This is a genomic window from Acinetobacter genomosp. 33YU, from assembly GCF_001990725.1.
In the GTDB taxonomy this organism is placed as follows: Bacteria; Pseudomonadota; Gammaproteobacteria; order Pseudomonadales; family Moraxellaceae; genus Acinetobacter; species Acinetobacter seifertii.
This window is the reverse complement of the sequence record NZ_LFZQ01000002.1, coordinates 278,833-305,130: the sequence shown is the minus strand read 5'-3', so window position 1 is coordinate 305,130 and position 26,298 is coordinate 278,833. Positions and strand designations below refer to the sequence as shown.

The following is a 26,298-nucleotide window of genomic DNA, read 5'->3' as shown; positions in this document are numbered from 1 at the left end:
AAATTACCAAGCAATAGCCCAGTAAGTCTGAAACGTAGAAGCAGACCATTGACCTTTAATTAAAGCATTTTTAAAGGCTGGTCTGTTTTCTATTTGAGCCAGATAACGCTGTATATGTTTAAACTGGCTATAATTTGGTGAGCAAGCCAATAACGGAAACCACATCAAAATATCAGCAGTAGTAAACTGATCTCCAGCAAACCATAAGTGGTGCTTTAAATGTTTATCGATCATGCTCATGTGTTGTTGTAATGATTGATTGAGATAACCTTGATCGAATCCATATTTTAAAAGTTTTGGAATGAAACGTACTGGAAAAGGCGTACGCTCAGCAATTTGTTGAAAGATTTGTTTGAGTACCAGATCGGGAATGAATGTTGCCTCACAGTAATTTTTCCAATAATAAAAATTTTGTAGTTGTTGGTTTCCTAAATTATTCTGTCCCAATTGTGGATGTAAATGAGAGAAATAATCTAGGATTGCTGAAGTTTCGGCCAAAATTGAAGATTGCTCGTGTTCAATAATTTCGAGGGTTGGAAATTTTGATAACTGATGCGGCGAGTTATTATTTTTGTCTTCGTCCGAATGATATTTAGTGATGAGTTCATAGTTGAGTCCTAATTCTTCTAAAAACCAAATAATGCGTTGAGAGCGTGAATTTTGTAAATGAAATAATCGAATTTGCATGTCATGTTCAAATTATACTTTTGATTTAATTTTAGTATAGGGTAGAAAAGAATTTAAGTATAATAAAATATTTATAAATCATAAATTTATAATGTTTTATATGAGAAAATAAAAGCCACTGTATTTTTAGACAGTGGCTTCTTTAATGACTAATCTCCTTAGTGAGATCTTATACGGTAAAAGGCTGATGCTTTGGTTCGTTATATTCTTAGTTTAGAACGTATAGCTCATACCTAATTGAACAGTACGTGATTCACCCGGATATGCATATAGATTGAAAGCGCTTTCATCATAAACTTTGTCAAAAAGATTTTTCAGATCTAAGTTAATACGAAGTTTTGGTGATGCTTGATAATAAGAAACCAAATCTGTAACTGCATAACCTTTCATGGTGTAGGTACTATTGGCCGTTTGACCTGCACGCTTATCAATATATTTTTGATTGATGCCTAAACCCAACCCTTGTAAAGGCCCATCCTGAAATTCATAGATATTTAAAAGATTAAAACTATTTTTTGGAATGTTGGCTAGAGTTGTTCCTTTTTGCAGGCTATTGTCCTTAGTTACTTCTGCATCTGTATAGGCATAGCCACCAATAATTTTCCAAGCAGGTGTAAGTTGACCAGCAATATTTAACTCAATACCTTGGCTACGAACTTTACCAGCAGTAACTTTGTAGGTTGAATCTACAGGATCTAGTGTTAAGACATTTTCTTTATTGGCGTAAAAAATAGCGGAATCAATTGATAACATATTATCAAGTGCTTGCCATTTAAAGCCTAACTCGTAAGCTAAGCCTTCTTCTGGGTCAAAGCCTTCTCCATTACGGTTAACACCAGTGTTAGGTTTAAAAGATTTCGCAGCATTGCTATAGATTGAAAGGTCGTCACTGGCTTTATAAACTAAACCTAAACGTGGAATAAACGCGTTATGACTGGTATTCCAATTCGCGGTATTCGGTAATAGGTTTTTGTAATCATGTTCGTAATGTTCAAAACGTAAACCTAATAGCGCGCTTAAACGCTCATTTAAATCGACTTGGTCTTGTACAAAAAGGGCAGTGGTTTTTAAGTTTTCACGGTCATGGGTCGTAATATTTTTAAGCTCAGGGAGAGGTTGGCCTAAAACTGGATCATAAATATTGATCGGGTAGTTATTTGACTTAGCATCTGAACGAATAATATATGACTTATAATCATAATTTTCATATTCAAGCCCTGTCACTAAAGTATGAGCTAGACCTAAAACTTGGAAATTACCTGTTAGATTAATTTGGGCATCGGTATCTTGCCATTTTAATTCGCGATAGTTGTAATTTCGGTTTAAAGTTTCGCCGTCATCTTGAATGCCATTTGCCTCTACCGCATAGCCATGTAACTTGCCATTTAAATATTGCACACCAGCATTGAGCTTCCAGTCATTACCAAGGTCGTGTTCGACTCGTAATTGAGTCATATTGTTGTCATTATATAGTCGGTTATTGTCTTTACCCGTTTCCCATAAATAAGTGTCTGGTGAACTAATAAAAGACTTCTGACCTGCATAGCGTGTTTGGCCACGATCAAGTGGATGCTGATTTCGTAAAATATCTGCTTCAAAAGTAACTTTGGTCGCGTCAGAAGCTTGCCATTGAATGACTGGAGCAATTCCGTAACGTTTTGATTCGACATGATCGCGATAACTATCACCGCCTTCTGCAATCACATTTAGACGATAACCAATGTTTTCTGCATTTGGTACAGCACCTGTCGTGTCTATCGTGGTGCGGTATAAACCTTCACTGTTAAGCTGAGCACCTAAAGTGGTTTGTTGTTCAGACTTTGGTGTTTTAGAAATTAAGTTAAACGTACCACCTGGGTCACCACGACCATATAAGCTAGAAGAGGGTCCACGTAAAACGTCTACACGTTCAATAGTATTGCTATCTGGAGCATTTGGATAGCCACGGTTGATAGGGAATCCATTGCGATAAAACTCACCGCTAGTGAATCCACGAAGATTAAAGCCTGTTAAACCTTGACCGCCAAAGTTATTAGCACGAGTAACACCACCAGCTAAATCAAGCGCTTCAATCAAACGTGTCGCGCCAATATCTTCAATTACTTTTTGAGTTACTACACTGACAGATTGTGGCGTATCTTTTAATGCGACTTCACTACGTGTTGCGCTACTCGAGCTATCAACTTTATAAGTTTGATCTGATGCCTGTTGGGCTTTAATTTTGATAGTGGCAAGAGTGGTTGAAGAAGTGTCAGTATCTGCAAAAGCAGATGAGATACAGCATAGTTGAGCAATACTCAGGGAGAGGATGCGAAGCTTAAGATCCATTTAAAACCTTGTTGATAATAAATATCAGTATAAAAATAAGAATTATTATAATGTAACTGTATGTAAAAGGAATATGGAATCAGTGATAAATTTGCACAAGTGTATTTTTTTTAATATAAATGACAAAAATTAAAAATATAGATTTAAAAAATTATAAATTAAAGTCTAAAATTGAGTATTAAATACAAAGAACAATAGCTTTTAAAATCATATAAATAATTGATAGTTGGCCGTTTTTAATTGTATTTTAAAATCAAAATAGTTTTTATACTTATTTAGGGGAAATTCGATGTTTGCGATAGTTGGCATATTTTTAATAGCCATAATGGTATTAGCGATTTTAAGTGTTTTAAAGAAAGGGGAAAGCAAAAATAGAAATGCAAAACGTAACCCAATCAAGGGAAAGCGTATCATTACTATGAATGAACAACCTACTTTTATGAAACTAAAGGAAGCTTTGCCTGAATATACTATTTTGGCGCAAGTCGCTTTCAGTGCTTTTATGACAGCGCAAGGATACGCGACGCGTAATTTATTTAATCGAAAAGTTGCTGATTTTGTTGTGTTGGATAAAGCATTTAATATCGTTGCTATTGTTGAACTAGATGATTCTAGCCACAAAGGGAAAGAAAAGTTCGATGCAGAGCGAGATACTTTAATTCAAGAAGCAGGTTTTAAAGTCATACGTTATAAACGAACACCAGAACTGGCACAAATACATCGTGATTTTAATATTACATCAAGTTCATTAGCTCAAGTTTCAATAGAACCAGATTTAACAAAAACAAAGTTAGTAGCTGATGCAATAATTATTGAGAAAGATGATCCAACTATGCAACCTGCACAACACATTGATGAAGTAAAGTTGAAGTCTTGATTTTGAAAATAAGAAATTTATCTCATGGATGAAATTTGAAGTGAGATAAAATAATTTGAAGCGATGATTCTTTATAGAAAGAATATGGCGTCCCTACGGGGATTCGAACCCCGGTTACCGCCGTGAAAGGGCGATGTCCTAGGCCTCTAGACGATAGGGACGTTGAGGATGGCGGTATCTTAAGAAGCCGCCACTAAACTGTCAAGTAGGTAAGGAGACAGTTTGTTCAAAATATAGCAAAACAGTTCAGCAGTCTTCTGAGTATCGTATAAAGCAGAGTGTGCTTCTTTACCATCGAACTCAATTCCAGCTTGAATACATGCTTTAGCAAGCACGGTTTGTCCAAACATAACTGCACTTAAAGTAACCGTATCCATGACTGAAAAACTATGAAATGGGTTTTGGTTTTTCGTGCTTGTACGTGCAATTGCTGCTTGTAAAAAACCAAGGTCAAAATGCGCGTTATGACCTACAAGTACTGCATGAGTACAATGTTGCTGTTTACGAACTTCATTGACTGATTTAAAAATACGACGTAGCGCAGTTCTCTCGTCTTCAGCCATTGCTATACGCATTGGGTTGAATGGATCAATACCAATAAAGTCGAGCGAACGGCGATCGAGGTTTGCACCTTCAAACGGGTTAATATGTGCATGAAATGCAGGACCAGGGACAAATTGTCCCTGAGCATCATACACAATTGGAATGCACGCGATTTCTAGCAATGCATCTGTCTGGGCATTAAAACCTGCCGTTTCAACATCGACAACAACAGGTAAGAAGCCACGAAAACGTTGGCCAATGACCGGGACAGAATTTTCTTGTGTCACACTTTTCTCCATTGCAGCGTTTTCCCGGCATGCAGCGGGATAATTTTCTGATCATCTAAATAATCAAAAGATTCGGGAACGAGGTTGTCTTCTTTAACCAAAGTAATGGTAGAAGTATTACGTGGTAGACCGTAGAAGTCTGCACCAAAGTGGCTTGCAAAACCTTCTAAACGCTCTAATTTACCCACTTGATCAAAAGCTTGTGCATAAAGCTCAATTGCATTAGGAGCACTATAGCAGCCTGCACAGCCACAAGCATTCTCTTTTGCATTTTGTGCATGAGGGGCACTGTCTGTACCTAAGAAAAACTTAGGATTACCGCTTGTCGCAACTTCAAGTAAAGTCGTTTGATGTGTTTGACGTTTTAAAATTGGTAAGCAGTAAAAGTGCGGTTTAACACCACCAACCAACATATCATTACGGTTAAATAATAAATGCTGAGGAGTAATTGTTGCTGCAACATTACGGTCTTGTTCTAAAACAAAATGTGCTGCATCACTTGTCGTAATGTGTTCAAGCACAACTTTAAGTTTCGGGAACTGTTTCAATAATGGTGATAATACCTCATCTAGAAAGCGTTTTTCACGATCAAAAATATCTACATGATTGTGAGTCACTTCACCATGAAGCAATAACGGCACTTGATGCTCTTCTAATTGCTCAATGACTGCATAAACTTTGCGAATATCACTCACACCATTGTCTGAGTTTGTTGTCGCACCAGCAGGGTAAAGTTTAATTGCATTTACATGTTCTGATTCTTTAATTTTACGAACTTCATCTGGTGAAGTGTGATCAGTAAAATAAAGCACCATGCGAGGGTCAAAATTATTGCCTTCTGGAACATGCGCAAGAATACGTTCGCGATAAGCTAAAGCTTCATCTACTGTTTTTACAGGCGGTACAAGGTTAGGCATACAAATCGCGCGAGCGAACTGTTTAGCCAAATCTGGAACAGTACGTTTTAATGCTAAACCATCACGTAAATGTGCATGCCAATCATCTGGCTGGAGCAGGGTAATAGAGTTCAAGGCAGTTCAAACTTCGAAATAAAACAAATGATAATCGATAAAGTGTGAAAATGGTAACGAGAATTACGGACAAATGGCAAAATAAAGCACAGGGAGCTTTAAAAAATAATGTTATATTTTGTTAACGCGGAATATGTGGGAATCGACTAGTGGCAAATAGGGGGAATGTACATCAATTACTCAAATCTAAAGAAGAAATCGAGTATTTGGTTACTCTACATACCCATCGTTATGCCAATATGCCTTTGCCAAAACAACTTGAAAAAAAATTCTGGCTTTTAAATCTCGATCGAACTCGGCAAAACATCTCAAAATTTTTAGCAAGTGGTGTACTCACTTATATCATTTTTATTTTGCTGCCTGTAGCATTGTTTTTTTATCCATTATTACAAGTGCCATGCTGTTGCTCAGTGTTGGAAATATGGCTCTTAAAAATCAGTCGATGTTGCTTCTTTCATTTTTATATATGCTTGGGTTTATTTTGAGCGGCATAAAACCTTTGCATATGCTTTATGTTGGCTTATCGGCGGCAATATTGGTTTTTGTGTTACTCATTTTATTAAATGTGAACTGTGACTATATTGCACTTGGGCGTGCTTTGTTTGGTAGTTGTATTTTGGGTTTTTCTATAAGTACAATGCTTATCTCAAGAGAGCGCAGTCTTTTTTTAAGTAATCAGCTTGCTGAAATTAATGAACAAATTTTACGTATTGAAGCATCTGAATTGCTTCAATTGAGCCAGCAAGATGCGCTGACTCAAATTTCAAACCGTCGTACTTTTGACGAAATGTTTGATTTTTACTATTACCGTGCGAATCAAGAAAAGCGTCCTTTAGCTGTCTTATTTATTGATATTGATTTTTTTAAAAACTATAACGATTTTTATGGGCATCAGATGGGGGATAAAGTTATTTCATCTATTGCTTCTGCAATCAAAAATTCAATTCGCCATGTCGACTTTGTTGCACGCTATGGAGGTGAAGAGTTTGTCGTACTTTTACCTGAAACACCAGCACAGGGTGCTTATTCAGTGGCAGCAAATATTTATAAAGCGATAGAACGCCAAGCTATTCCGCATGCTGCTTCCTTAGTCTCGAAATATGTCACCATCAGTCTAGGTTTTACTGTATATACAGGTGGGCTAAAAATGGGGCAAGATGAATTAATTCATGCCGCAGATCAGGCTTTATATCGAGCAAAGCAGCTTGGTCGTAACCAAATTTATTATCAACCCTTACAAATCGTAGAAACTGCCTGAATTAATTTTAAATATAAAAAAGCCACCTCTATAGGTGGCTTTTTTGACGTCATAAGAAAATTATTTTTTCTTACTGTCTAATTGAGGAATAGCAGAACCTTGACCGATTGAAAGTAAACCAGCATCTGTATAGATACCAAGTTTTGCACGTGTATCGGTAATATCGAGATTACGCATAGTCAACTGACCAATACGGTCCATTGGCGTAAACATTGAATCGCCTTTTTCCATTGTTAAACGTTCAGCTTCGTACGTTAAGTTTGGAGATTCAGTGTTCATGATGGTGTAGTCATTACCACGACGAAGTTCAAGCGTCACTTCACCAGTAATCGCTTTAGCAACCCAACGCTGTGCAGTTTCACGCAACATAAGTGCTTGAGAGTCGAACCAACGGCCTTGGTAAAGTAAACGACCTAAACGTAAACCATTAATACGGTACTGTTCGATCGTATCTTCGTTATGAATACCAGTAACCAAACGCTCGTAAGCAATATGAAGAAGGGCCATACCCGGTGCTTCATAAATACCACGAGATTTCGCTTCGATAATACGGTTTTCGATTTGGTCAGACATACCTAAACCATGGCGACCACCAATACGGTTTGCTTCAAGAATAAGTTCAACCGGATTGTTAAAAGTTTGACCGTTTAACGCAACAGGTACACCTTCTTCAAAACGTACAGTGACTTCTTCTGGTTTGATTTCAACTTCTTCTTTCCAGAAAGCAACGCCCATAATTGGGTCAACGATTTTGATACCAGCATTTAGGTATTCAAGATCTTTTGCTTCGTGAGTCGCGCCCAACATGTTTGAGTCAGTTGAATACGCTTTTTCTTTTGACATTTTGTAGTCAAAACCGTTATCGATGAGGAACTGTGACATTTCTGCACGGCCACCAAGCTCATCAATAAAGTTTTGATCTAACCAAGGCTTATAAATTTTAAGATTTGGGTTAGTCAACAAACCATAACGATAGAAACGTTCAATATCGTTACCTTTATAAGTTGAACCGTCACCCCAGATGTTTACGTCATCTTCTTTCATTGCAGTAACGAGCATAGTACCTGTTACTGCGCGACCGAGTGGAGTCGTATTGAAATAAGGAACGCCACCTGTACTGATATGGAATGCACCACACTGAATTGCAGCAATACCTTCAAGCGCCAATTGTAAGCGGCAGTCAATTAAGCGAGCTTTTACAGCGCCATATTGTTCTGCTTTCTTTGGAATTGCATCGTAGTCATCTTCATCTGGCTGGCCTAAGTTTGCAGTATATGCATAAGGCTCAGCGCCTTTTTGTTTCATCCACAATAAAGCAGCTGAAGTGTCTAGACCACCGGAGAAGGCAATCCCAACTTTTTTGCCTACTGGTACATGCTGCAAGATAGTTGCATTATCAGTCATTGCTAATCCTAACATTTATGAAAAAGACCCCGTTGAGGTGGTCTCGAGAATTCTGAATGGCGGCTATTGTAGCACTATTCATGGTGCTTTTTTGGCAAAAAAAGCATTAATTCACTTGTTATGATTGGTATTTATTATTTGAAGAAAACATAGGATTGTCTCCTTTATATATAGATTGACCATAATCTCGAATAAAAAATAATTCTTGGTCATCCAAAATCGTTAAAAAAGTATTAAAGTACTATGCAACAAGTTGCAAAAAAATATTGGGACGCAGCATGACAAGTTACGCCAATTTATTAAAACCATTACATTTGGGCTTCACTACCATTAAAAACCGTGTAGTCATGGGTTCTATGCATACGGGATTAGAAGACCGCTTTTTTAACTACCCAAAACTGGCCGCTTATTTTGAAGAACGTGCCAAAGGTGGGGTTGGTCTGATTGTAACAGGAGGTATTTCTCCGAACCGTCAAGGCTGGTTGGCTCCAGTTGGCGGTACTATGAATAGCTTATTTGATATTCCTCAGCATCGCTTAGTGACTCACGCTGTCCATAAACATGGTTCAAAAATTTTAATGCAAATTTTGCATGCAGGACGTTATGGTTATCAGCCTTTTGTGGTGTCTTCAACAGCAATTAAATCGCCAATTTCACCATTTAAACCGCGTCAACTTTCTGAAAAAAATATTCTCAGCACCATTGAAGACTACGCACAGTGCGCTGACATTGCTAAAAAAGCAGGCTACGACGGCGTTGAAATTATGGGGTCGGAAGGATATCTGATTAACCAATTTTTAAGTCGCCATGTAAACCAGCGTACTGACCGTTGGGGCGGTGAAATCGAAAACCGTATGCGCTTTCCGATTGAAATTGTCAAAGCGATCCGTGCAAAAGTAGGCGAAAAATTTATTATTTGCTTCCGTTTATCGCTACTTGACCTTGTGCATGATGGTAATACCATGCAAGAAGTGGTAATTGTTGCCAAGGCTTTAGAAAAAGCAGGTGTAACTTTATTAAATACGGGTATTGGTTGGCATGAAGCACGTGTACCAACTATTGTAACCTCTGTACCACGTGCAGCGTTTGTCGATTACACAGCTCATGTAAAACAACATATTTCAATTCCAGTCATTGCATCTAACCGTATTAACATGCCTGAAACTGCCGAAGAGATTTTGGCAAAAGGCAAGGCAGACATGATTCAAATGGCTCGCCCTTTATTGGCTGATGCTTTTTGGGTAAATAAAACTGCGACCAACCGTGTAGATGAAATTAATACGTGTATTGCTTGTAACCAAGCGTGTTTAGATCATGCATTTAAAAATAAACGTGTGTCTTGTTTAGTGAACCCACGTGCAGGCCATGAAACAGAACTGGTCTATTTAAAGACTAAACAGCCAAAACGTATTGCCGTTGTAGGTGGTGGTGTAGCAGGTATGTCTGCTGCAACTGTGGCGGCAAGCCGTGGCCATGCAGTGACTTTGTTTGAAGCCAATAAAGATGTAGGTGGTCAGTTTAACTTTGCCAAGGTTGTACCGGGTAAAGAGGAATTCCACGAGACGATTCGCTACTTTAAAGTACAGCTTCAAAAAACAGGTGTAGATGTACGTTTAAACACTCGTGTAAATCGTGAGCAACTTGAACGTGAAGGTTTTGATGAAGTAATTGTAGCAACGGGTGTAGTGCCACGTGCTTTAAAAATTGAAGGAAGTAATGCTCCACAAGTTCTTTCCTATGCTCAAGTTTTGCAAGGTGCAGAAGTGGGACAAAAAGTTGCAGTGATTGGGGCAGGTGGTATCGGTTTTGATGTATCAGAGTTCTTACTTAAACCACCACATCAGCCACAGCCTCAACCTTTGGCTGAGTGGCAACGTGAATGGGGTGTAGATCCAGATCCGAACTATATTTCTGAAGGTGGCATGCAACCGCCAGTAGTTGAACCAGCAATCCGCGAGATTTATTTACTGCAACGTAAAACAACACCGCTCGGTGTTGGTCTTGGCAAGACTTCGGGCTGGGTACACCGTGCACAGCTTAAAAAGCATGGTGTACGCATGCTGCGTGGTGTGCAATATAAAGCAGTTACCGATGAAGGACTGTGGATTGAGCATAATGGTCAAGACCAGCTTTTACGCGTAGACACTGTTGTGGTGTGTGCAGGTCAAGAATCGGTAAAAGACTTGATGCCAAAAGAAGGCGAGTCGACTATAGCAAACTACTATATTATTGGTGGTGCAAAGCTTGCAGCAGAGCTAGATGCGAAGCGTGCGATCAAAGAAGGAGCAGAATTGGCGGCTCAACTGTAAAATTGATGAAACAATATGCACTTGAACACAAAGCGATGATATTTTTCTTGAATAAAATGAATAAGCTTTGTATTCTTACGCACATGGAAGCGTGGCAGAGCGGTTTAATGCACCGGTCTTGAAAACCGACGAGGGTGTGAGTCCTCCGTGAGTTCGAATCTCACCGCTTCCGCCAAATTCGAAAAGCCCCTGTTAATAGCAGGGGCTTTTTTTATCTATGCTTTTACCCCTCAAAACACCCCACATCAAAATCTAGGTGCATTAATTCTTAGTTTATTAAAGGTGGAAAATGAAAATAAAAAACTACACACCATCTAAAGGTTTTATATGGACTTTGCTTTTAGTATTTTTTATAGCTTGGGTTATATATAAGTGTGTTCCTTTAACAAAAGAGGAACAGGAGGGAGAAATTCGGCTACTGATGGAGGCGCAGAATAGAAGATTGGCTCGGGAATTTGATGCTATTACAGATGCAGATAGAGCAAGATTGCCCAAATATGACTCACGTAAATTTAATTTGATAAAACGTAATAAACGCTTTTGGTTAATCCCTAAAGAATATTATGGAGGTGATGGGTTAAATGTAATTTGGCCTGATACTGTAAATGATCTGCTAAAAAGAAAATGGAAAAATGAATTTGGTCCTGGAACTTTTTTTAAGATATTTATGTATTCAAAACAATATTACGATGATGGGGATTTGAATGCATTTAATCATGCTTCATGTACTTCTAAAATGAATCGATTTAAATGGAATGGGATTCTTATTAGGATTTATAATGCTCATTTTATTAATATTACAGATGAACAATATCAGGATGTTTGTTTAACCACTTTAAAAATATTAAACGAAAAAATAAAGGAATTACATTTTGTTAATTAATATAATTTAATTTTTAGTAAATTTCATCTAAAAAATTATTTGAATATATTGTATTTTCTCATCAAATTATTACAGTAGATATTGTTAGGCTCTAATTTTTTACTATTTCAGGCTCAGTGGTTTTTACTAGACCCATTTCAAGTTTTTGGAATGGTTTTTTATTTTAAAAATATCTTTTGAAAATTTATTTTGTCTCAACTTAACTAACTGGTCAGATTAAAATCAATTCGTAAACTATTTAGTAAGGATAAGGTGATCAGCGTTAACTATAAATATATGTAACATCGAGTTGACGACTGATTATATTTGAACATGAAATTAATAAAACCAGTAAATTCACTGGCTTTATTTAAGGCAAATCTTACTTAACACTCGCCGTAACCATCACTTCTACTAATACTTGCGGACGAGCCAAATCTGCTTGAATAGCCGCACGTGCTGGTGCTGACCCATCTGGCAACCATGCTTCCCAACATTCATTAAAGACTGCGAAATCTTCGGGAATATTTTTAATCCAAATTTGTGCAGTTAAAATACGGCTTTTATCACTACCAGCTTGTTGCAGTAAAGCATCAATTTTTGCCAGAACTTCTAAAGTTTGCTGCTTAGCGTTAGCATCTAAAGTTGTTGGAACTTGACCTGAAACATACACTAAACCGTTATGAAGCACGCAACCTGATAATCGTGCATTTGTGTCAATACGTTGAATATCATGACTCATTTTATTTCTCCAGAGATAAACCATCTAATGTAATTGGTGATGTTGCTTCGCTAATTAATTGACTAATGACCATGGCACAACCAGCGGCCAATGTGAAACCTAAACTACCTTGGCCAATATTTGCCCATAAATTTAAATATTTCGTACGACCCAAAATGGGTAAACCTGTAGGGGTGGATGGACGTAAACCACTCCATTCTTGTGCTGTATTTAACGCTAGTAAATCGGGAAATGTTTTCCGTACCGTATCTTTCAATGCATTTATACGTTCTTTTCGAATGTAGGTATCTTGATAGCCAATATCGACCATTGCGGCAATACGAAGCTGATTCCCTAATTTTGCATATACAATTTTATTCGCATAATCGGTCACGCTTATATTGGGTACAACATTGGCTTTTTCTGGGAATGGTAAAGTCAGGCTATATCCTTTTAATGGATAAACTGGGACTGAAATACCCACCATTTTAAAAATTGCAGTACTACCATTGCCCGCAGCAACGACAAATTCATCTGCTTCTATACGTCCTTGATTTGTTTCAATTGCAGCAATTTGATTATTTTCCGCAAAAAAATCTGTCACTTCATGTGCATATAAACATCTGAAGTTGTTACTCTCTTTTAGTGCTTTATACATTGCTAAACAAAATTTGTAGCAATCTGCTGTTTCATCATCAGGTGTATAAATTGAACCCACTAATGTAGATTCAATACCTCTTAATGCGGGTTCAAGTTGAACGGTTTCTTCTGGTGACAGCACTTTTTGTACAGTTGGATCTATCGCTAATGCTGCTTTTTTAAATGCTTTTTCATTGCGATGAATAATCATTTTTCCCGATTTTACCCAGTCAAAATTATCAATTTCATCACGCCATTTAGACATAATACTTTGACTATATAGGGACAACCGTAAAATATGATTTCCATTCACAATGTTATCTTTGCGATTACATGCCATGAGGAATTGGAATAACCAAGACCATTGAAGAGGTGAAAAGTTCAGTTTAAAGTTTAAAGGCGAGTGGGCTTTTCCTAACCATTGCAGTGCCTGAAATGGAACGCCTGCATCCGCCAAAGGTGCAACATAGCGATAACTGAGTTGACCACCATTTGCAAAACTTGTCTGGCAGCCAATCTGGTCTTTTTCTTCCACTATTGTAACTTTATGGCCTGCTTGAATAAGTGCATAGGCTGTACTTAAACCAATGACTCCACCACCAATGACAACGACATGTTTTTTCATTCTTCCATGCTATATCTGCAACACACATTTGCATTAAAGAAGAAGATAAAACGTTAAACAAATGAGTTTTTAGATACTACTCATAACTTTTAGTTAATTTATGGTGTCATGAAAGCCACTTCTCTTTTAATTAATTCAATAAAATCTTCAGTCGCTTTGGTCGTGCTCACATTGGCATTTTCTAAAATATAAATTGTGGTAGATAAACTTGGTTTTATTTCGTGAATCATATGATTTGGTAAGGAGTGTGCAGCAGTATAAATATCGGTAATGCTACATCCCAAACCTTCGCGCACAAGTTCACTCGCCATATAATAGGTTTGTACATTCACAATACTTTTATTAAATGTTCTGTACTTTTTTACAACTTGCATGAGGGAGTCTGAGTAGGGTTGAATCCATCTATTTTCATCAATTGAGTGAATATCTTGCTTTGCATCAATAGGCTGAGAGTCGATGTAAACCAAAGGAATATCCAGAACAGGCGTAGCAATAATGCCATGTTGAGTATGAGGCTGGAATGTCACCGCAATATCAATTTCACGTCTTAATAATTTCTGCTCTAATGCTTGAGTATGATCTGTACCAATATTGACAAAAACATCAGGATATTTTTTTAGAAATTTTGCAGTTAATTTGGGGATGAGACTTAAACCTAAACTTGGCAAACACCCGAGGGTGATTTGACCTTGAGTACTTCTTGCTAAGTTATCTGTTAATTTATTTAATTCATTTATTTTTTCATAAATTGGCTTAATTTCATCATATAAGATATAGGCCTCTTTTGTTGGCTGTAATTTACCTTTGACTCGCTTAAATAGAGAAAAACCGAGTCGTTGTTCCGCATGTTTGAGTAATTTACTTGCCGCAGGCTGTGAAATACATAACGATGATGCCGCCTCTGTGAGTGAACCAAAAAGCATGACTAAATAGAAGATTTCTAGGTGTCGAAGATTCATAAATGAGCACATAACTAATAGTTATAGGTAATCTATTAGAATTCATTATTTAATGTCAATAAACCCTTGTAAATTGGTGTGAAATTCAATGCCAATGATCAAGGAGTGATACATATGTCAGTTGAGCAATCTTCTATAACAATACCTAATATCAGGACACCTAAAAATATTGCCCTTATTGCAATTATTATTCTTAGCTTTGTTTTAGCATTTTATGCAAAAGGCTTACCTATAGAGGAGGTCGGTTTAATTGGGTTATTGCCTATTTTTGCCTTAGCACTCTTAACTGTTATCGGTCTAGATATTGTGCTTGCAGTGATTATTGCGATTATTATTAGTGTGATAATGACATCCACCAGTGTATTTGAATTGGGTGGAATACTTGCAAAGTCTACAGGTTCATTTATTGCAACTGTCGGTCTTATTATTATGTTGGGTGCAGGGGTTGGCGAAGTCGCCAACCGAACAGGTGCAGCGAAAGAGTTGGTCAAATTTATTGTCAATAAAGTTGGGCTTTCAAGTATTCCTCGCGTGAAACTTGGCATCATGATTTCATCAGTTGTTATTTGTGGTTCATTGGGGACTATGGCAGGTGGTAATGCCATTATTGTTGCTGTCATTATTCCCATTGCAGCAGCTGTTGGTTTAACGCCACCCACCGTTGCATTACTATTGATGACAGCCGGTTCGGTCGGTCTTTTTATAGGACCATTTACACCAAGTACAGTGACTATTTTAGAGTTGGGAGGCTTGACTTACCCGCAATACTTAAGTGCTTGTGCCATTCCTATGAGTGTTGTCACACTTCTTACAGGTTGGTTTATGTCTGGCTATATACAAAAGTGGACTTTTGGAAAATATACCTATAATGAAAACTTCTTAGAACCTTCTGAAAAAATAGAAAGTGCCTCCGAATTGAAAAGAAGTAAACGTGCGGCGATTGTATTCATTGGAACAATTATCGTGATGGCAATTCTTGGAATTATTTTTAAAGCAGGTTTTAGTTTTGCAATTATTGTGATGCTTACTGTTGCCACTTTGACTGGGTTAGTTGCAGGTTTTAGCCCTAAGCAGATTTTGGAAGCACTCTACGAGGGATGCGGTAAATTAGTCTGGATGTTTATTCTTTACTGGTTATACAATCCTATTTTAGTTCTTGTTGAAAAACTCAATGCTTATCAAACACTGTTAGATAATGCGACACCGTATTTGGTTGACTTAAGTCCTGCGATGCTCTGTTTTGGTATTTTCTTATTTAATATTGTGGGGCATATTCCAGGGGCAGCTGTTGCACAAATGACCTTTACCAATAAAATTTTTGGACCAATTTTACTGGCAAATGGCGTTTCACCTGTTGCGGTTACAGCAGTTCTATTATCAAGTTCCCAAGTAGACTGGTTTGGCCCTTTCCCATCTTCTGATATGTTTGGTCAAATGGGCTTAGCACGCTCAAGTCAACTTAAATACATGCTATATGGTGGTTGGGCCATAGTGATCGCAAATATTCTACTTTTTGCAGTATTGTTCCAGATTTTGAATTAGCTCCTACAAATTAAAAATATTTCTTATTTAAATGAATATTAAAAGCCTTTTAAACTAGAAAGTTTAAAAGGCTTTATTTTGTATTGTATAATTAATAGGTCTTTTTTAAAATAAAATAGTTTTTTTACTTTGCTAATTTAATTCATAAGTACCAAAGTTATGTGTAAAAAATAATTTTGATTTTCAATGGATTTATTTTTTTAGCTTATACCTTGGGGAATTTTTTGATTGGAAATAGTATTAAAAAATATCTATCTATAATCAACAATATTGTTTTCTTTCTTGTGGCTTATATTTCTATTGATGGTATCAAAATATTTTTTATAAAATATAATTGAAATAATGATTGTTTTGTAATTTTATTTTTAAAGGTATGGCTAAAATAATTTTAATAAATAAAAAATTTTGCTTAAAAAATATAAATTTAATCGGAGAGTTAGATGTATCTAAAAGATATATTGTGTAGGGATTTGCCAATGTAACCAATAAACCTCAAATGTTATATTTGTGGAAATAATAGATCTATAAATATGTGGGAATTTATTTTATCTATTTTATAGATCTATTGGAGAGTTAATATAGTGAAGCCTTTATTTCCAATTGGTCTTAAAGAGTTTTTGAAGCAATATTATGTTTAAGATGGTTATTTGCTTTAAATATATGCAATAACTATTTAGATGCTAAAATATGTAAGTAATAGGATAAAAATGTTAGAAACTGATGTTTTAATTGTTGGGAGTGGTCCAGCTGGTTCTTCGGCTGCACTTATGTTAAGTACTTATGGAATTAGAAATATCATAATAACTAAATATAGATGGCTAGCAAACAGTCCGCGTGCCCATTATATCAGTCAAAGAACAATGGAAGTTGTCCGAGACTTAGGCATCTCAGATGAAGTAATCGCAAAAGCTGCACCAAAAGAAGTTATGGGAGATGTTGTTTATTGCACATCTTTAACAGGTGATGAAATTGGACGTTTTCCTTATGGAATGAATCATCCAGAAAGAATGTCTGAGTATGCTAAAGCGAGCCCTTGTGAACAGTGCGATCTTCCTCAACACCTATTTGAACCTATTTTGCTTTCAAATGCGGCATCACGAGGTAGCCATCCAAGATTTGATACTGAATATTTATCTCATGTGCAAGATGAAGATGGTGTAACAGTTACTGTTTTAGATAGATTAACTAAACAAACATACTTAATCAGATGTAAGTATTTAATCGGAGCTGATGGTGCAAGCAGCCAAGTCGTAAAAGATTTAGATTTGCCTATGGCTGGTAAAATGGGGAAAAGTGGCAGTATCAGCATTATTTTTAAAGCCGATTTAACAAAATATGTTTCGCATCGACCTGGATACCTCTGGTGGATTATACAACCCGGAGCAAACATTGGAGGAATTGGGCTAGGCTTACTGCGAATGGTCAGACCTTGGAATGAATGGCAGATTGTTTGGGGTTACGACATTGAAAAAGAGGAGCCATCTCTTACTGATGATGAAGCGATTGCGATTTGCAAACAGCTTATTGGCGATAACGACATTGAAATAAATATAAGTAGCAAGTCGTTATGGACAGTAAATGAAATGTATGCAGAGCAATATTCGAAAGGTCGAGTTTTCTGTATTGGTGATGCTGTCCATCGCCATCCACCTTCTAATGGACTCGGTTCAAACTCATCTATACAAGATGCTTATAATTTATGTTGGAAATTAGCATTTGTATTAAATGGCAAAGCGAGTAGAGGTTTATTAGACAGTTTTAATGAAGAAAGAGCACCTGTTGGTGAGCGAATTGTTAAACGAGCGAATCAAAGTGTTAGAGAGTTCTCTACTATATTTTCTGCTTTAGAGTTAGATGGAAAGTACAGTACAGAGACAATGCAAAAAAGCATTAATGCTTTAAGTGAGAGTAATGAAAAAGGTGCTGTTAAACGCCGTGATTTAAGATCTGCAATTGAATATAAAGCTTATGAATTTGCTGCTTTAGGAGTAGAGACGAATGTACGGTATCATTCATCTGCAATTATTGGAGCAGAATATCATAATGAAAATAAAATAGATTCTTGTCGAGATGAAGATCTTTATTACTATCCCTCATTTACTTCTGGCCATAAACTTCCTCATGTATGGTTAGTCAAAAATCATAGAAAAATCTCAACTTTGGATTTAATTGGCAATGGAAAATTTACGCTGTTCTGTTGGTTGCAAGGCGATAAATGGAAACTTGCTGTAGATAACCTGAATAGACAGCTTAACTTGGATATTAAAGTTATACAGGTAGGCCCCAAAAGAGAGGTCGAAGACTCTTATGGAGAGCTTTCACGCTCTTGGACTAATGATGAAAATGAATGCTTACTGATTAGACCAGACGGCTATATTGCTTGGACAAGCAATGACGTTGAAAATGCAGAAGATGAATTGCATAGTGCGATATCATCCATACTTAGTTTGAGCTAATTGCTCACCAAGGAAATAAACTTTAATAAAATCTATTGAGAAGTATTTTACTGAACTTTGATTTCATCGTATCCATCAAATCTTGAAAGCCTCTGTTACAAGCAGGGGCTTTTTTTATTTCTATAACATGAATTGATTCGGTTGAAACAACATATGGCCTTGATGTCAGTGGCTATTATACTTATTCCGTAGTTGTATAAATACATATAACAGACTCAAAAAGTACTTAACTATTTTGTAAAATTTTAAATAGTTCAAAAAAGAAAAATTTAATATAGTTACTTGGATGTGAAGTGAATATATCCATTATTACTAAAGAACTTTTGTTTAGGTTTTTGAAGCTAAGATAGGATTTTTTGGAGGGAAAAATGAATAAATCAGGAAAAACTGATTTGGAAAAGTTAATTTTACTAGTTAATCTCGGGATTTTGCATTCTTTAAAAAATAATTATATAGATATAAATGAAGCTGAACATTTTTTGTATACACCATATATGCTTAAACTTTTGAAAGAAAATAATTGTTCTATGGACTTAATTAATATAATTCATAGAGGGACTGAGCTAGAAGATTTAGAAGGATTTAATATTGATTTTAAAGATGAAGTCGAAAAAATGTTCAAAGAAAGTGAGGGTATGATCAAAAAATTGCCTGTAACCAGTTTTGAATTTGAAAAGTGGTATGATCAAAAATTATTCGATAAATATGATTAAAATATTTGTAATATATAAAAATATTGCTGATACCTCAGATGTGGCTTTACATCTGGTGATAAATGTAAGAAATGAAAACTTATCTGTTTTGCATTAATTAAAATCGCATATTGCTCAAATGAAAGTTTATGAGATACGTTGTCTATCTTAAGCACATGATTAACGAACAAATTAAATCTATAGTTAGCTTAAAAATTGATAACAAATCCTGAAAATTTCATATAAATCAAATATGTATGTGATATTTGAAAAAATGTTTATGTTTTCAATATGTTGCTGTGAGGATGACTATATATCAGAATTGAACAAGTTATTTGTAGAATATTCACTTGTTGATATATGATGATCCCATATTTAGAGGCTGTTTCAAAACATAATTCTATTGTTTAGCGAGCAAGTTCAAGGAATGAATAGTGCTGAATTCAGGCTTCTAAACCCTATATCTGGAAATTATTTCCGGCCAAATATTGCATTTCGACCCAATGGTTGGGAATGTCTCACTCTTTTGTAGGGTAGGCGTTTCCTATTTTAGGATGTACCTATGAAAAAATTATTTAGTGTATTGTTCAGCGCATCTGTACTAACACTGACTGCATGTAATAAACAACCTGCACAAACTGAAAATACTGCAACAACCAAAGACAAAACTGAGTCTGTTCGAACAATTAAACTGGTTTCAACAGGTTCAGATACGGATGTATGGAAATATGTTGCAACGCTTCCTGAGACTAAAGAAGCAGGTATTAAACTTCAAGTTACCAATTTGACTGACTATGTTGTGCTCAATACATCTGTCGCAAATGGTGAGCAAGATGTAAATGCGTTCCAATCATTTAACTATTTGGCAGCTTACAATGCTTCAAATACAGCGAAAGTTGCAGCTATTGCGACAACTTACTTGGAACCAATGGGTATTTATGCAGATAAAATTAAAACTGTTGAAGAGTTCCCACAAGGCGCGACGATTGCAATTCCAAACGATACTGCTAACGAAGCTCGTGCATTAACATTATTACAATCTGCTAAACTGATTAAACTTAAACCAAACTTTGATCCTATAAAAGGGACTACGAACGACATTGCTGAAAACCCTAAAAATTTACAATTAAAACCAATTCAAATGACTACAGCAGTTCGTGTTAAAAACGATGTAGATGCAATTGTACTTGGTAATACATTGGCACTTGAGGGTGGTCTTAATGTAATGAAAGACGCTATCTTCCGTGAGCCTGTTGACCAGTCTACTAAGCTTTATGTCAATTTATTGGGCGTAGCTGAAGCAAACAAAAATGACCCGATCTATACGAAACTTGGTGAACTTTACCACTTACCGAAAGTGCAAAAATTCGTAAGTGAAAAATTCGGTGGTACAAAAGTCGAAGTGAACAAACCTGTTTCTGAATTTGCAGACATCAAATAAGTAATTTTTAAATTAGAATTACTTTTTAAAAGCTAAGCCCCGCTAATCGGGGCTTAGCTTTTTTTAATATTTATTTAACTAAACGTTCTGCTTCTTTATGCTGAATCACTGTATTACTTGGACTGTTTGGAGCTTCAATTATCTCTACTGGAATAAATCTAATTTGAGCAATAGTGGATTTCTCATTTGAATCTTTTGGTAATAGTTGATTAAGCTTTTGAATATCTAATGCTGTTGGAGTGGTGTCTCCACGCACTACAATACGAACGAGCGTAAAAGCATCTCGTTTATCGAATTGGATTGTATCGACAATATTATTGTTAATATTAAAATATTTATTAACATCTGATTTTACTTCGTTCTCATAAATTTGTTTATTTAGCATGTGTATAAAATTTAGTGTTAAGTAAATCGCTAAACCCACTAAAAACAATAAACTAATGATATTTCTTTTTATAAATTCAAAGACATTACTTTTTACTTCAGTATCAGAACCTCGTCTAAAACCTGCAATCCAGAGAACTAATGATGAACTGACTTGGATCGCTATAATATTCGTTATAGCTAAAATCAAAGCATTTGCAGCACTTTTCCATTCTAAATGAGCAATTAAGATACCACTTGCAACTAATGGTGGAACTAAAGCAGTCGCTACAGCCACACCTACAACAGCAACAGAGAGTCGAGGTGATATAGCGGCGAAAGCACCTGCTGCTCCACCTGCGAGCGCAATCATAAGATCCATTATTGTAGGTTGTGTTCGAGCTAAAATTTCACCAGTGATTGGTATATTTATATTAATGAGTCCCAGAATAATACCAATCGAATAAATCATTACTAAACCCAAAATAAGGGTGATGAATGACGTTCTAAATAAAATCCATCTATTATCAATAAATGAAAGAGCTATTCCTGAAATAGGGCCAAGCATCATTGCTACCAACATTGCACCAATGACTACAGCGGATGAATCTGCAAGAAGACCATATCCAGCTATGATCGCCGCAAGTGCATTCATTATAAAAAAAGTCTTACTAGGTAAAGCATCGGCTTGAATATTTAAGCGAACATTTTTGTGATCAATTTTTTGTGTGTTTGCGCGAAGTGCCTGTTTATATCTCAGCTTTTCTTTTAGTACTTCGTATTTTTGTTGATCTGATTTTTCTTCTACAATGATTGTAGCATCATCTTTTTTTTCCATATTTAGTTCTATTTTATAGTTCAATTATTAAACTTTATTATTAAAAAAATAAAAAGAAATCAAGTTTTTCTAAATGTAGCAGTGTGAAATTATTTGTTGTGTCCTGTAGAAAGAGGTTCTTACCAGATTTAAGAACCTCAAGGAAACATGCTATTGATCTGCAAATATTGAATAAACAACTTAAAAGAAATGGCTTAAATATATAAAAATTGGGTTTTTAGGGTCTAAAAGTAACTTTAAAGCCATACATAAGCTGATGATTATGAGTAAGGGCTTGATCACTCTTGAGCCAAATCTTACTGCAAATTTTGCGCCTATCGAGGCACCAATAAAAGCTCCACCAGCCATCACAAAAGCTATTGGAAAAATGACGTATCCTTTAATGATAAATATAGATAACGAACCTAGGTTACAAGCCACATTTGCTAACTTGGTATAAGATAAAGCGCTTACTAGCTTAAATCCTAATAACAGTACAAATGCAACGATGAAAAATGAACCAACCCCAGGACCAAAAACGCCATCATAGAACCCTAGTAACGGCGCCACTAGAAGTGCAAATAAAAAATAAGGAATAAGAGGTTTTTTATCTACATCACTGAGCTTTGGTGAAAAAATAAAATATAAAGCAACCAAAATTAAAAGTATTGGTACGATAGTTAAAAGAACATTTTTAGGCATCAGGGTAACTGAAAGAGCCCCTAATGTTCCCCCTAAAAAAGACATACAAGCGATAGGGATTGCTTTACGCCACTCGATGAGCCCTTTTCTTGCAAAACTAATAGTTGCTGAAAGTGTTGCAGAGGCTGCTTGTAATTTATTGGTTGCTATTGCAGATACGGGAGGGACACCTGATAAAAGCAATGCAGGTAGAGTGATTAAACCTCCTCCACCTGCAATAGCGTCAATAAATCCAGCTACCATAGCTACTAAGCCTAAGATAAGGAGGAGTTCAAAATTCAATTTATTAGCCTTTCACAATAAGTGGATTTTTTTGCAGCACAATATAATCAAGGTTTTTTCTATAACCAAATAATCGAACTAATGTTCTACGGTTATCTTTAATAATATCTCGGCAATGTAAGCATAAACTATTGTTAATAATTAAAACTGTATTAGGATTTAAATTAATTGAATCAACAATATGCGCTTGTCGAACAATTGATTCAAATTTATAAAAAGCATTTTTAATTTTTAAAGAAGCATTTTCGTTTGGAGTGAATCTATAAGAATTATATTTCATGGCTATATAACCATGCTTATCTACTTCTAAAATAGAAACGTTTTCTCCACCAGATCCTTGGCCCTCATTAAAAGTTTCACTTCTAGTAAAGTTAAAACTTTCTGTTGTTAAAGCCATTGTCTCTTCAAGAGTTAATTGACTTAATATTCTTGAGATTGGAATTAAACTAGTAGGTTCATTTAAGGGATTCCATCTTGCTGTTAAAATTAAAGAAGAGGGAGCTGGTGAGTGATTATTAACAACTTTAGTCACTGTATGATAGGGAGCTTCAGTGTGTGCAGTTAGCGCTATACCTGAATGTGAACTCTTGTCAGGATTCTCATTTTCAATTTTTGTGATTCCACCACCTTTTAAGTTTGCAACAACTCTAACGATTTTGCCTAAATTATCTATATCAAATGCGAAAGCATCTTCCTCAAGCAGTGCCAATATGATTTGTTCAGAAGAAGCGAGTGTTAATATATCTATATCTGTTTCAAGTAATTCAAGTGACGGTAATTGTGTTGATTGAGTAATATCAATTTTACTACGATCTAAGTTTTTAATATTGAGTCCTTCAAGAACGAGATAAGGTATTTCTCTACGAATATATTTTTCAATAATACTTTTTTCATATGAGTTTAACTTTGCAATTAGTATTTCCTTAAAAGCTAGAATTTTTTCTTGAACATGTAAAGAATCAGGGCCCCCTAGTAAAGCCAGCTCATATGACATTTCACTAATTAAATGAGAAATTTCGGGAGAAAGATAAAGATGATAAGTGTCTAAGTTTTTAACTATTTGATTCATGGCTAGTTTATTGTGATTAAAATTCAGCTAAAGACTAGAGCGTCTCTTTTAAAAAATCAATATTTTTTTAAATATTATATTTTCTTATATTTTTTATTAAATAATGATCTTTGTCTTTCTCAATTATTAAATTGAAGTTTGCTTTTCGCATAGAAATTGTTTTGAAAGTTTGAACTATTTCATACGGAATAGGAGAGTACTTCGTAACTTCATTAATCTCATAAAATCCTTTTGACTTACCATTGTTAGTTTTTACTCCATCCAGTTCGCCATAAATAATTAATACATTTTTTCTATAACTCATTAAGAAGTTCCAAATTGATGAATAATAAAAACTATAAGGTTTTGAAATTTCATTTTTAAAATCTGGCCCATACATTTTATTTATTGCCAGATCTGAATATATGGCTGGGCATAATAAAATTAATTCATCTATTTGAAATTTTTTTGCTAAATGAATTGCAATATAACCACCCAAACTATATCCAATAACAATATCTACTTTTTTTAAAAGACTATAAAAAGTCATACTTTCATTTATGTTTTGAGATAACGATGACTTTGTTTCGCTTGTATTATTTAAACCGCTTAAGTTAAAGGAAAGTGTTGCAATATTTTTACTTCTAAGAAGCTCTTCTAAAGGGGTTAAAGAGCTTAGATCAGAGTTACCCCCATGTATAAGTAATGCTACTTTCTGTGGGGAACCCTCGCAATAACTAAATTTAGCCTCTAACTCATAAGTACCAAAGTCATGAGTAAAAAAGAACGAATTTACATTTTCGGCTGTGTTGTAATTTTTCAGCTCATGTGTGGGCAAGCTTGTTACTTTTGAAATAGTATTAGAAAGATATCTATGAGCAATTGATAAGTTATCTTGCTTTTCCATGACTTATTATTCCTGTTAGAACTGTAAAAACTTTGTTATATAAAATAAAATTTAAATAATAATGAGCTTAAATATTTATCTTTAAATTTTTATATTCTATTTGAATAAATATTATTTGGATAGATATATTGAACTCAATATATTTTTTCCAAGTAGCAAATAATATCTAGATTCAGTTGTACTAGGCAAAGTAGCGGCTGTTGAGAATAGTGTCAATGTAATAAAAAATTTTAACGACCGTGAGCTTGTTGCATAGTTTACAAAGCTCTACAACATGCAACATTTAGTAGGATAGTTGATACTAAGCCTATGATTGGAAAGATAGAATGTATCCATATGGATTAAAAATTTGGGGCACAAAAGCCAAGGATAGTGCCGATATTCTTGTTATAATTGATGATCATAGTTTGATTCATTTTACGAACAGGAGCAAACATTGGTGCTGCAAATAGATAAAGAATTAAAGAAAATTTTCACTGAAGATATTGTGTTTAACGATGCAAAAAAGCACCTACAGTCTTTTTTTAAAAGCTCAGAAAATTTAGTATTAATTTATGATGATATTGGCGAAAAAGAGTTAGATACTTTGGGTGGTTTAGGTGATATCACCTTAAAAATTGAAGCAATTGTATATCAGTATAATGTATTATTGGGGTATAGCACAGTTCGTGTTTATTTATCATTAGGTGATTGTTTTGTTGATAAAGCTACAGGTACAGTTTCTTCAAAATTAGGGAATTTAATTTTATATTATAGTATGGAGAGTGTAGGTGAAGGGGAAATATTTGCTTATTCTTCAGATCTTATCTATCAATATTTGTAATTCAAAAATTTAATGTGTTTTGCATGGATGTTTTTATTAGTCATATGAATATTTAATTTTAGTATGAAATATTGATTAAGCATAGTAGAGAATATTAATTAATTGAATTTATGAATAGATTTTTTTATTGAAAATAATTGAAAAGACGATAATAAGATACATGAGGTAAGAATATGATACAAAGCGATATTTTTGATGCAATTAAAAATATTGATGAAGTTCGGAAAATAGATGATCTTTATTTAGTTGTAGATGAAAATTCAAATTCTGAAGACCCAGTCGAAACTATAATATTTGAAATTAATAAAAAGTTTTGGGTTATTACAGTTAATCATAATTTTGATGAAATTGAATTAAAGGTCTACTCTTGCTTACCAGAGAAGACGATTCAACAGCGATGTTCGAATAATTTATCAAGTCTAAAAGGATTAGAAATTGGAACAATGTTCGCTATAGTCAATGAAAGAGGATATACAGATGGCATTAAGCTTATGCTTTACGATCATTCATTGAAAGAATCTAAGACGAATCCATTTTTTGCTGTATTAACGATTGTTGCTTTGGCTTCTGGATTGCAATATGAGTTAAGAGAATCAGGAGTTGATACATATCTGATTTAGTTCATGCATGTATCCATAAAAATTATTCAATATTAGGTATATATGATAAGATATTTAACAAATATATCTGAAAAT

At 35.1% G+C, this 26,298-nt stretch carries 21 protein-coding genes, 2 tRNA genes and 1 pseudogene; 11 read left to right on the top strand and 13 right to left on the bottom strand.

The features are described from left to right. Window positions 1-3 precede the first annotated feature (3 nt). Together AC056_RS02615 and AC056_RS02610 are read right to left on the bottom strand one after the other, a co-directional pair. Complete coding sequence (locus AC056_RS02615) at window positions 4-687, bottom strand: glutathione S-transferase N-terminal domain-containing protein (protein ID WP_077162656.1); 684 nt, start codon at window positions 685-687, stop codon at window positions 4-6. A 213-nt stretch (window positions 688-900) separates the two neighbouring features. Next, a complete protein-coding gene (locus AC056_RS02610) occupies window positions 901-3,015 on the bottom strand; it encodes a TonB-dependent siderophore receptor (RefSeq protein WP_077162655.1) in 2,115 nt (704 codons plus the stop codon). 289 nt (window positions 3,016-3,304) lie between these two features. Here AC056_RS02610 and AC056_RS02605 point away from each other — a divergent pair, with 289 nt between their 5' ends. Further along, window positions 3,305-3,892, top strand: a complete 588-nt coding sequence (locus AC056_RS02605) for a DUF2726 domain-containing protein (protein ID WP_077162654.1) — start codon at window positions 3,305-3,307, stop codon at window positions 3,890-3,892. Window positions 3,893-3,977: 85 nt separating this feature from the next. Here AC056_RS02605 and AC056_RS02600 read toward each other — a convergent pair. From AC056_RS02600 to pyrC, 3 genes are all read right to left on the bottom strand, one after another. Beyond that, window positions 3,978-4,053: transfer RNA gene (locus AC056_RS02600), tRNA-Glu, on the bottom strand. A gap of 18 nt (window positions 4,054-4,071) precedes the next feature. After that, window positions 4,072-4,734, bottom strand: coding sequence for a ribonuclease T (rnt, locus tag AC056_RS02595; protein ID WP_004702976.1), 663 nt, complete (start codon window positions 4,732-4,734; stop codon window positions 4,072-4,074). Then, a complete protein-coding gene (gene pyrC, locus AC056_RS02590) occupies window positions 4,719-5,753 on the bottom strand; it encodes a dihydroorotase (protein ID WP_039250233.1) in 1,035 nt (344 codons plus the stop codon). The genes rnt and pyrC overlap by 16 nt, the downstream gene beginning before the upstream one ends. 149 nt (window positions 5,754-5,902) lie before the next feature. Here pyrC and AC056_RS02585 point away from each other — a divergent pair. Beyond that, window positions 5,903-7,011 (top strand): annotated as a pseudogene (locus AC056_RS02585) (GGDEF domain-containing protein). 60 nt (window positions 7,012-7,071) lie between these two features. On the opposite strand, the gene argG reads toward AC056_RS02585, so the two are convergent. Next, window positions 7,072-8,430 carry an argininosuccinate synthase gene (argG, locus tag AC056_RS02580; protein ID WP_086496291.1) on the bottom strand — a complete coding sequence of 453 codons (1,359 nt, stop codon included), beginning with the start codon at window positions 8,428-8,430 and terminating at the stop codon, window positions 7,072-7,074. Window positions 8,431-8,693: 263 nt separating this feature from the next. Here argG and AC056_RS02575 point away from each other — a divergent pair, with 263 nt between their 5' ends. The 3 genes from AC056_RS02575 to AC056_RS02565 all read left to right on the top strand — a co-directional run bounded on the left by AC056_RS02575 (window position 8,694) and on the right by AC056_RS02565 (window position 11,607). After that, entirely contained in the window at window positions 8,694-10,724 is a 2,031-nt protein-coding gene (locus tag AC056_RS02575; RefSeq protein ID WP_077162653.1) for an NADPH-dependent 2,4-dienoyl-CoA reductase, read from the top strand. 85 nt (window positions 10,725-10,809) lie between these two features. Beyond that, window positions 10,810-10,899: transfer RNA gene (locus AC056_RS02570), tRNA-Ser, on the top strand. A gap of 114 nt (window positions 10,900-11,013) precedes the next feature. Further along, window positions 11,014-11,607, top strand: a complete 594-nt coding sequence (locus AC056_RS02565; protein ID WP_077162652.1) for a hypothetical protein — start codon at window positions 11,014-11,016, stop codon at window positions 11,605-11,607. A 361-nt stretch (window positions 11,608-11,968) separates the two neighbouring features. Here AC056_RS02565 and AC056_RS02560 read toward each other — a convergent pair whose 3' ends face one another. The 3 genes from AC056_RS02560 to AC056_RS02550 form a co-directional block, all read right to left on the bottom strand. After that, window positions 11,969-12,328 (bottom strand): RidA family protein, encoded by a 360-nt coding sequence (locus AC056_RS02560; protein ID WP_077162651.1) that lies wholly within the window; start codon window positions 12,326-12,328, stop codon window positions 11,969-11,971. Between the two features lies 1 nt (window position 12,329). After that, complete coding sequence (locus AC056_RS02555; protein ID WP_077162650.1) at window positions 12,330-13,571, bottom strand: D-amino acid dehydrogenase; 1,242 nt, start codon at window positions 13,569-13,571, stop codon at window positions 12,330-12,332. A gap of 98 nt (window positions 13,572-13,669) precedes the next feature. Beyond that, on the bottom strand, window positions 13,670-14,530 hold the full coding sequence (locus AC056_RS02550) for a LysR family transcriptional regulator (RefSeq protein WP_077162649.1): 861 nt from the start codon (window positions 14,528-14,530) through the stop codon (window positions 13,670-13,672). A 114-nt stretch (window positions 14,531-14,644) separates the two neighbouring features. Here AC056_RS02550 and AC056_RS02545 point away from each other — a divergent pair, with 114 nt between their 5' ends. From AC056_RS02545 to AC056_RS02530, 4 genes are all read left to right on the top strand, one after another. Next, window positions 14,645-16,072 (top strand): Na+/H+ antiporter NhaC family protein, encoded by a 1,428-nt coding sequence (locus AC056_RS02545; RefSeq protein WP_077162648.1) that lies wholly within the window; start codon window positions 14,645-14,647, stop codon window positions 16,070-16,072. Window positions 16,073-16,779: 707 nt separating this feature from the next. Next, entirely contained in the window at window positions 16,780-18,528 is a 1,749-nt protein-coding gene (locus tag AC056_RS02540; protein WP_077162647.1) for an FAD-dependent oxidoreductase, read from the top strand. Between the two features lie 368 nt (window positions 18,529-18,896). After that, window positions 18,897-19,241 (top strand): DUF3969 family protein, encoded by a 345-nt coding sequence (locus tag AC056_RS02535; RefSeq protein WP_077162646.1) that lies wholly within the window; start codon window positions 18,897-18,899, stop codon window positions 19,239-19,241. A 541-nt stretch (window positions 19,242-19,782) separates the two neighbouring features. After that, entirely contained in the window at window positions 19,783-20,661 is an 879-nt protein-coding gene (locus AC056_RS02530) for a MetQ/NlpA family ABC transporter substrate-binding protein (RefSeq protein WP_004702956.1), read from the top strand. A gap of 70 nt (window positions 20,662-20,731) precedes the next feature. Here the strand turns inward: AC056_RS02530 and AC056_RS02525 are convergent, their stop codons facing one another. The 4 genes from AC056_RS02525 to AC056_RS02510 form a co-directional block, all read right to left on the bottom strand. Next, window positions 20,732-21,862 (bottom strand): DUF389 domain-containing protein, encoded by a 1,131-nt coding sequence (locus tag AC056_RS02525; RefSeq protein WP_077162645.1) that lies wholly within the window; start codon window positions 21,860-21,862, stop codon window positions 20,732-20,734. Window positions 21,863-22,042: 180 nt separating this feature from the next. Then, window positions 22,043-22,786, bottom strand: coding sequence for a TSUP family transporter (locus tag AC056_RS02520; protein WP_019458230.1), 744 nt, complete (start codon window positions 22,784-22,786; stop codon window positions 22,043-22,045). 43 nt (window positions 22,787-22,829) lie between these two features. Further along, window positions 22,830-23,894, bottom strand: a complete 1,065-nt coding sequence (locus tag AC056_RS02515) for a hypothetical protein (RefSeq protein WP_077162644.1) — start codon at window positions 23,892-23,894, stop codon at window positions 22,830-22,832. Between the two features lie 67 nt (window positions 23,895-23,961). Continuing rightward, window positions 23,962-24,780, bottom strand: coding sequence for an alpha/beta fold hydrolase (locus AC056_RS02510; protein WP_077162643.1), 819 nt, complete (start codon window positions 24,778-24,780; stop codon window positions 23,962-23,964). A 439-nt stretch (window positions 24,781-25,219) separates the two neighbouring features. On the opposite strand from AC056_RS02510, the gene AC056_RS02505 reads away from it, so the two are divergent. Together AC056_RS02505 and AC056_RS02500 are read left to right on the top strand one after the other, a co-directional pair. After that, window positions 25,220-25,603 carry a hypothetical protein gene (locus tag AC056_RS02505; protein ID WP_077162642.1) on the top strand — a complete coding sequence of 128 codons (384 nt, stop codon included), beginning with the start codon at window positions 25,220-25,222 and terminating at the stop codon, window positions 25,601-25,603. 173 nt (window positions 25,604-25,776) lie between these two features. Further along, on the top strand, window positions 25,777-26,223 hold the full coding sequence (locus tag AC056_RS02500) for a DUF6334 family protein (protein WP_077162641.1): 447 nt from the start codon (window positions 25,777-25,779) through the stop codon (window positions 26,221-26,223). Window positions 26,224-26,298 lie beyond the last annotated feature (75 nt).

Coding starts and splice junctions, on each gene's coding strand:
- AC056_RS02615 (WP_077162656.1), bottom strand. CDS start 687: ATGCAAATTCGATTATTTCATTTACAAAATTCACGCTCTCAACGCATT.
- AC056_RS02610 (WP_077162655.1), bottom strand. CDS start 3,015: ATGGATCTTAAGCTTCGCATCCTCTCCCTGAGTATTGCTCAACTATGC.
- AC056_RS02605 (WP_077162654.1), top strand. CDS start 3,305: ATGTTTGCGATAGTTGGCATATTTTTAATAGCCATAATGGTATTAGCG.
- rnt (WP_004702976.1), bottom strand. CDS start 4,734: ATGGAGAAAAGTGTGACACAAGAAAATTCTGTCCCGGTCATTGGCCAA.
- argG (WP_086496291.1), bottom strand. CDS start 8,430: ATGTTAGGATTAGCAATGACTGATAATGCAACTATCTTGCAGCATGTA.
- AC056_RS02575 (WP_077162653.1), top strand. CDS start 8,694: ATGACAAGTTACGCCAATTTATTAAAACCATTACATTTGGGCTTCACT.
- AC056_RS02565 (WP_077162652.1), top strand. CDS start 11,014: ATGAAAATAAAAAACTACACACCATCTAAAGGTTTTATATGGACTTTG.
- AC056_RS02560 (WP_077162651.1), bottom strand. CDS start 12,328: ATGAGTCATGATATTCAACGTATTGACACAAATGCACGATTATCAGGT.
- AC056_RS02555 (WP_077162650.1), bottom strand. CDS start 13,571: ATGAAAAAACATGTCGTTGTCATTGGTGGTGGAGTCATTGGTTTAAGT.
- AC056_RS02550 (WP_077162649.1), bottom strand. CDS start 14,530: ATGAATCTTCGACACCTAGAAATCTTCTATTTAGTCATGCTTTTTGGT.
- AC056_RS02545 (WP_077162648.1), top strand. CDS start 14,645: ATGTCAGTTGAGCAATCTTCTATAACAATACCTAATATCAGGACACCT.
- AC056_RS02540 (WP_077162647.1), top strand. CDS start 16,780: ATGTTAGAAACTGATGTTTTAATTGTTGGGAGTGGTCCAGCTGGTTCT.
- AC056_RS02535 (WP_077162646.1), top strand. CDS start 18,897: ATGAATAAATCAGGAAAAACTGATTTGGAAAAGTTAATTTTACTAGTT.
- AC056_RS02530 (WP_004702956.1), top strand. CDS start 19,783: ATGAAAAAATTATTTAGTGTATTGTTCAGCGCATCTGTACTAACACTG.
- AC056_RS02525 (WP_077162645.1), bottom strand. CDS start 21,862: ATGGAAAAAAAAGATGATGCTACAATCATTGTAGAAGAAAAATCAGAT.
- AC056_RS02520 (WP_019458230.1), bottom strand. CDS start 22,786: ATGGTAGCTGGATTTATTGACGCTATTGCAGGTGGAGGAGGTTTAATC.
- AC056_RS02515 (WP_077162644.1), bottom strand. CDS start 23,894: ATGAATCAAATAGTTAAAAACTTAGACACTTATCATCTTTATCTTTCT.
- AC056_RS02510 (WP_077162643.1), bottom strand. CDS start 24,780: ATGGAAAAGCAAGATAACTTATCAATTGCTCATAGATATCTTTCTAAT.
- AC056_RS02500 (WP_077162641.1), top strand. CDS start 25,777: ATGATACAAAGCGATATTTTTGATGCAATTAAAAATATTGATGAAGTT.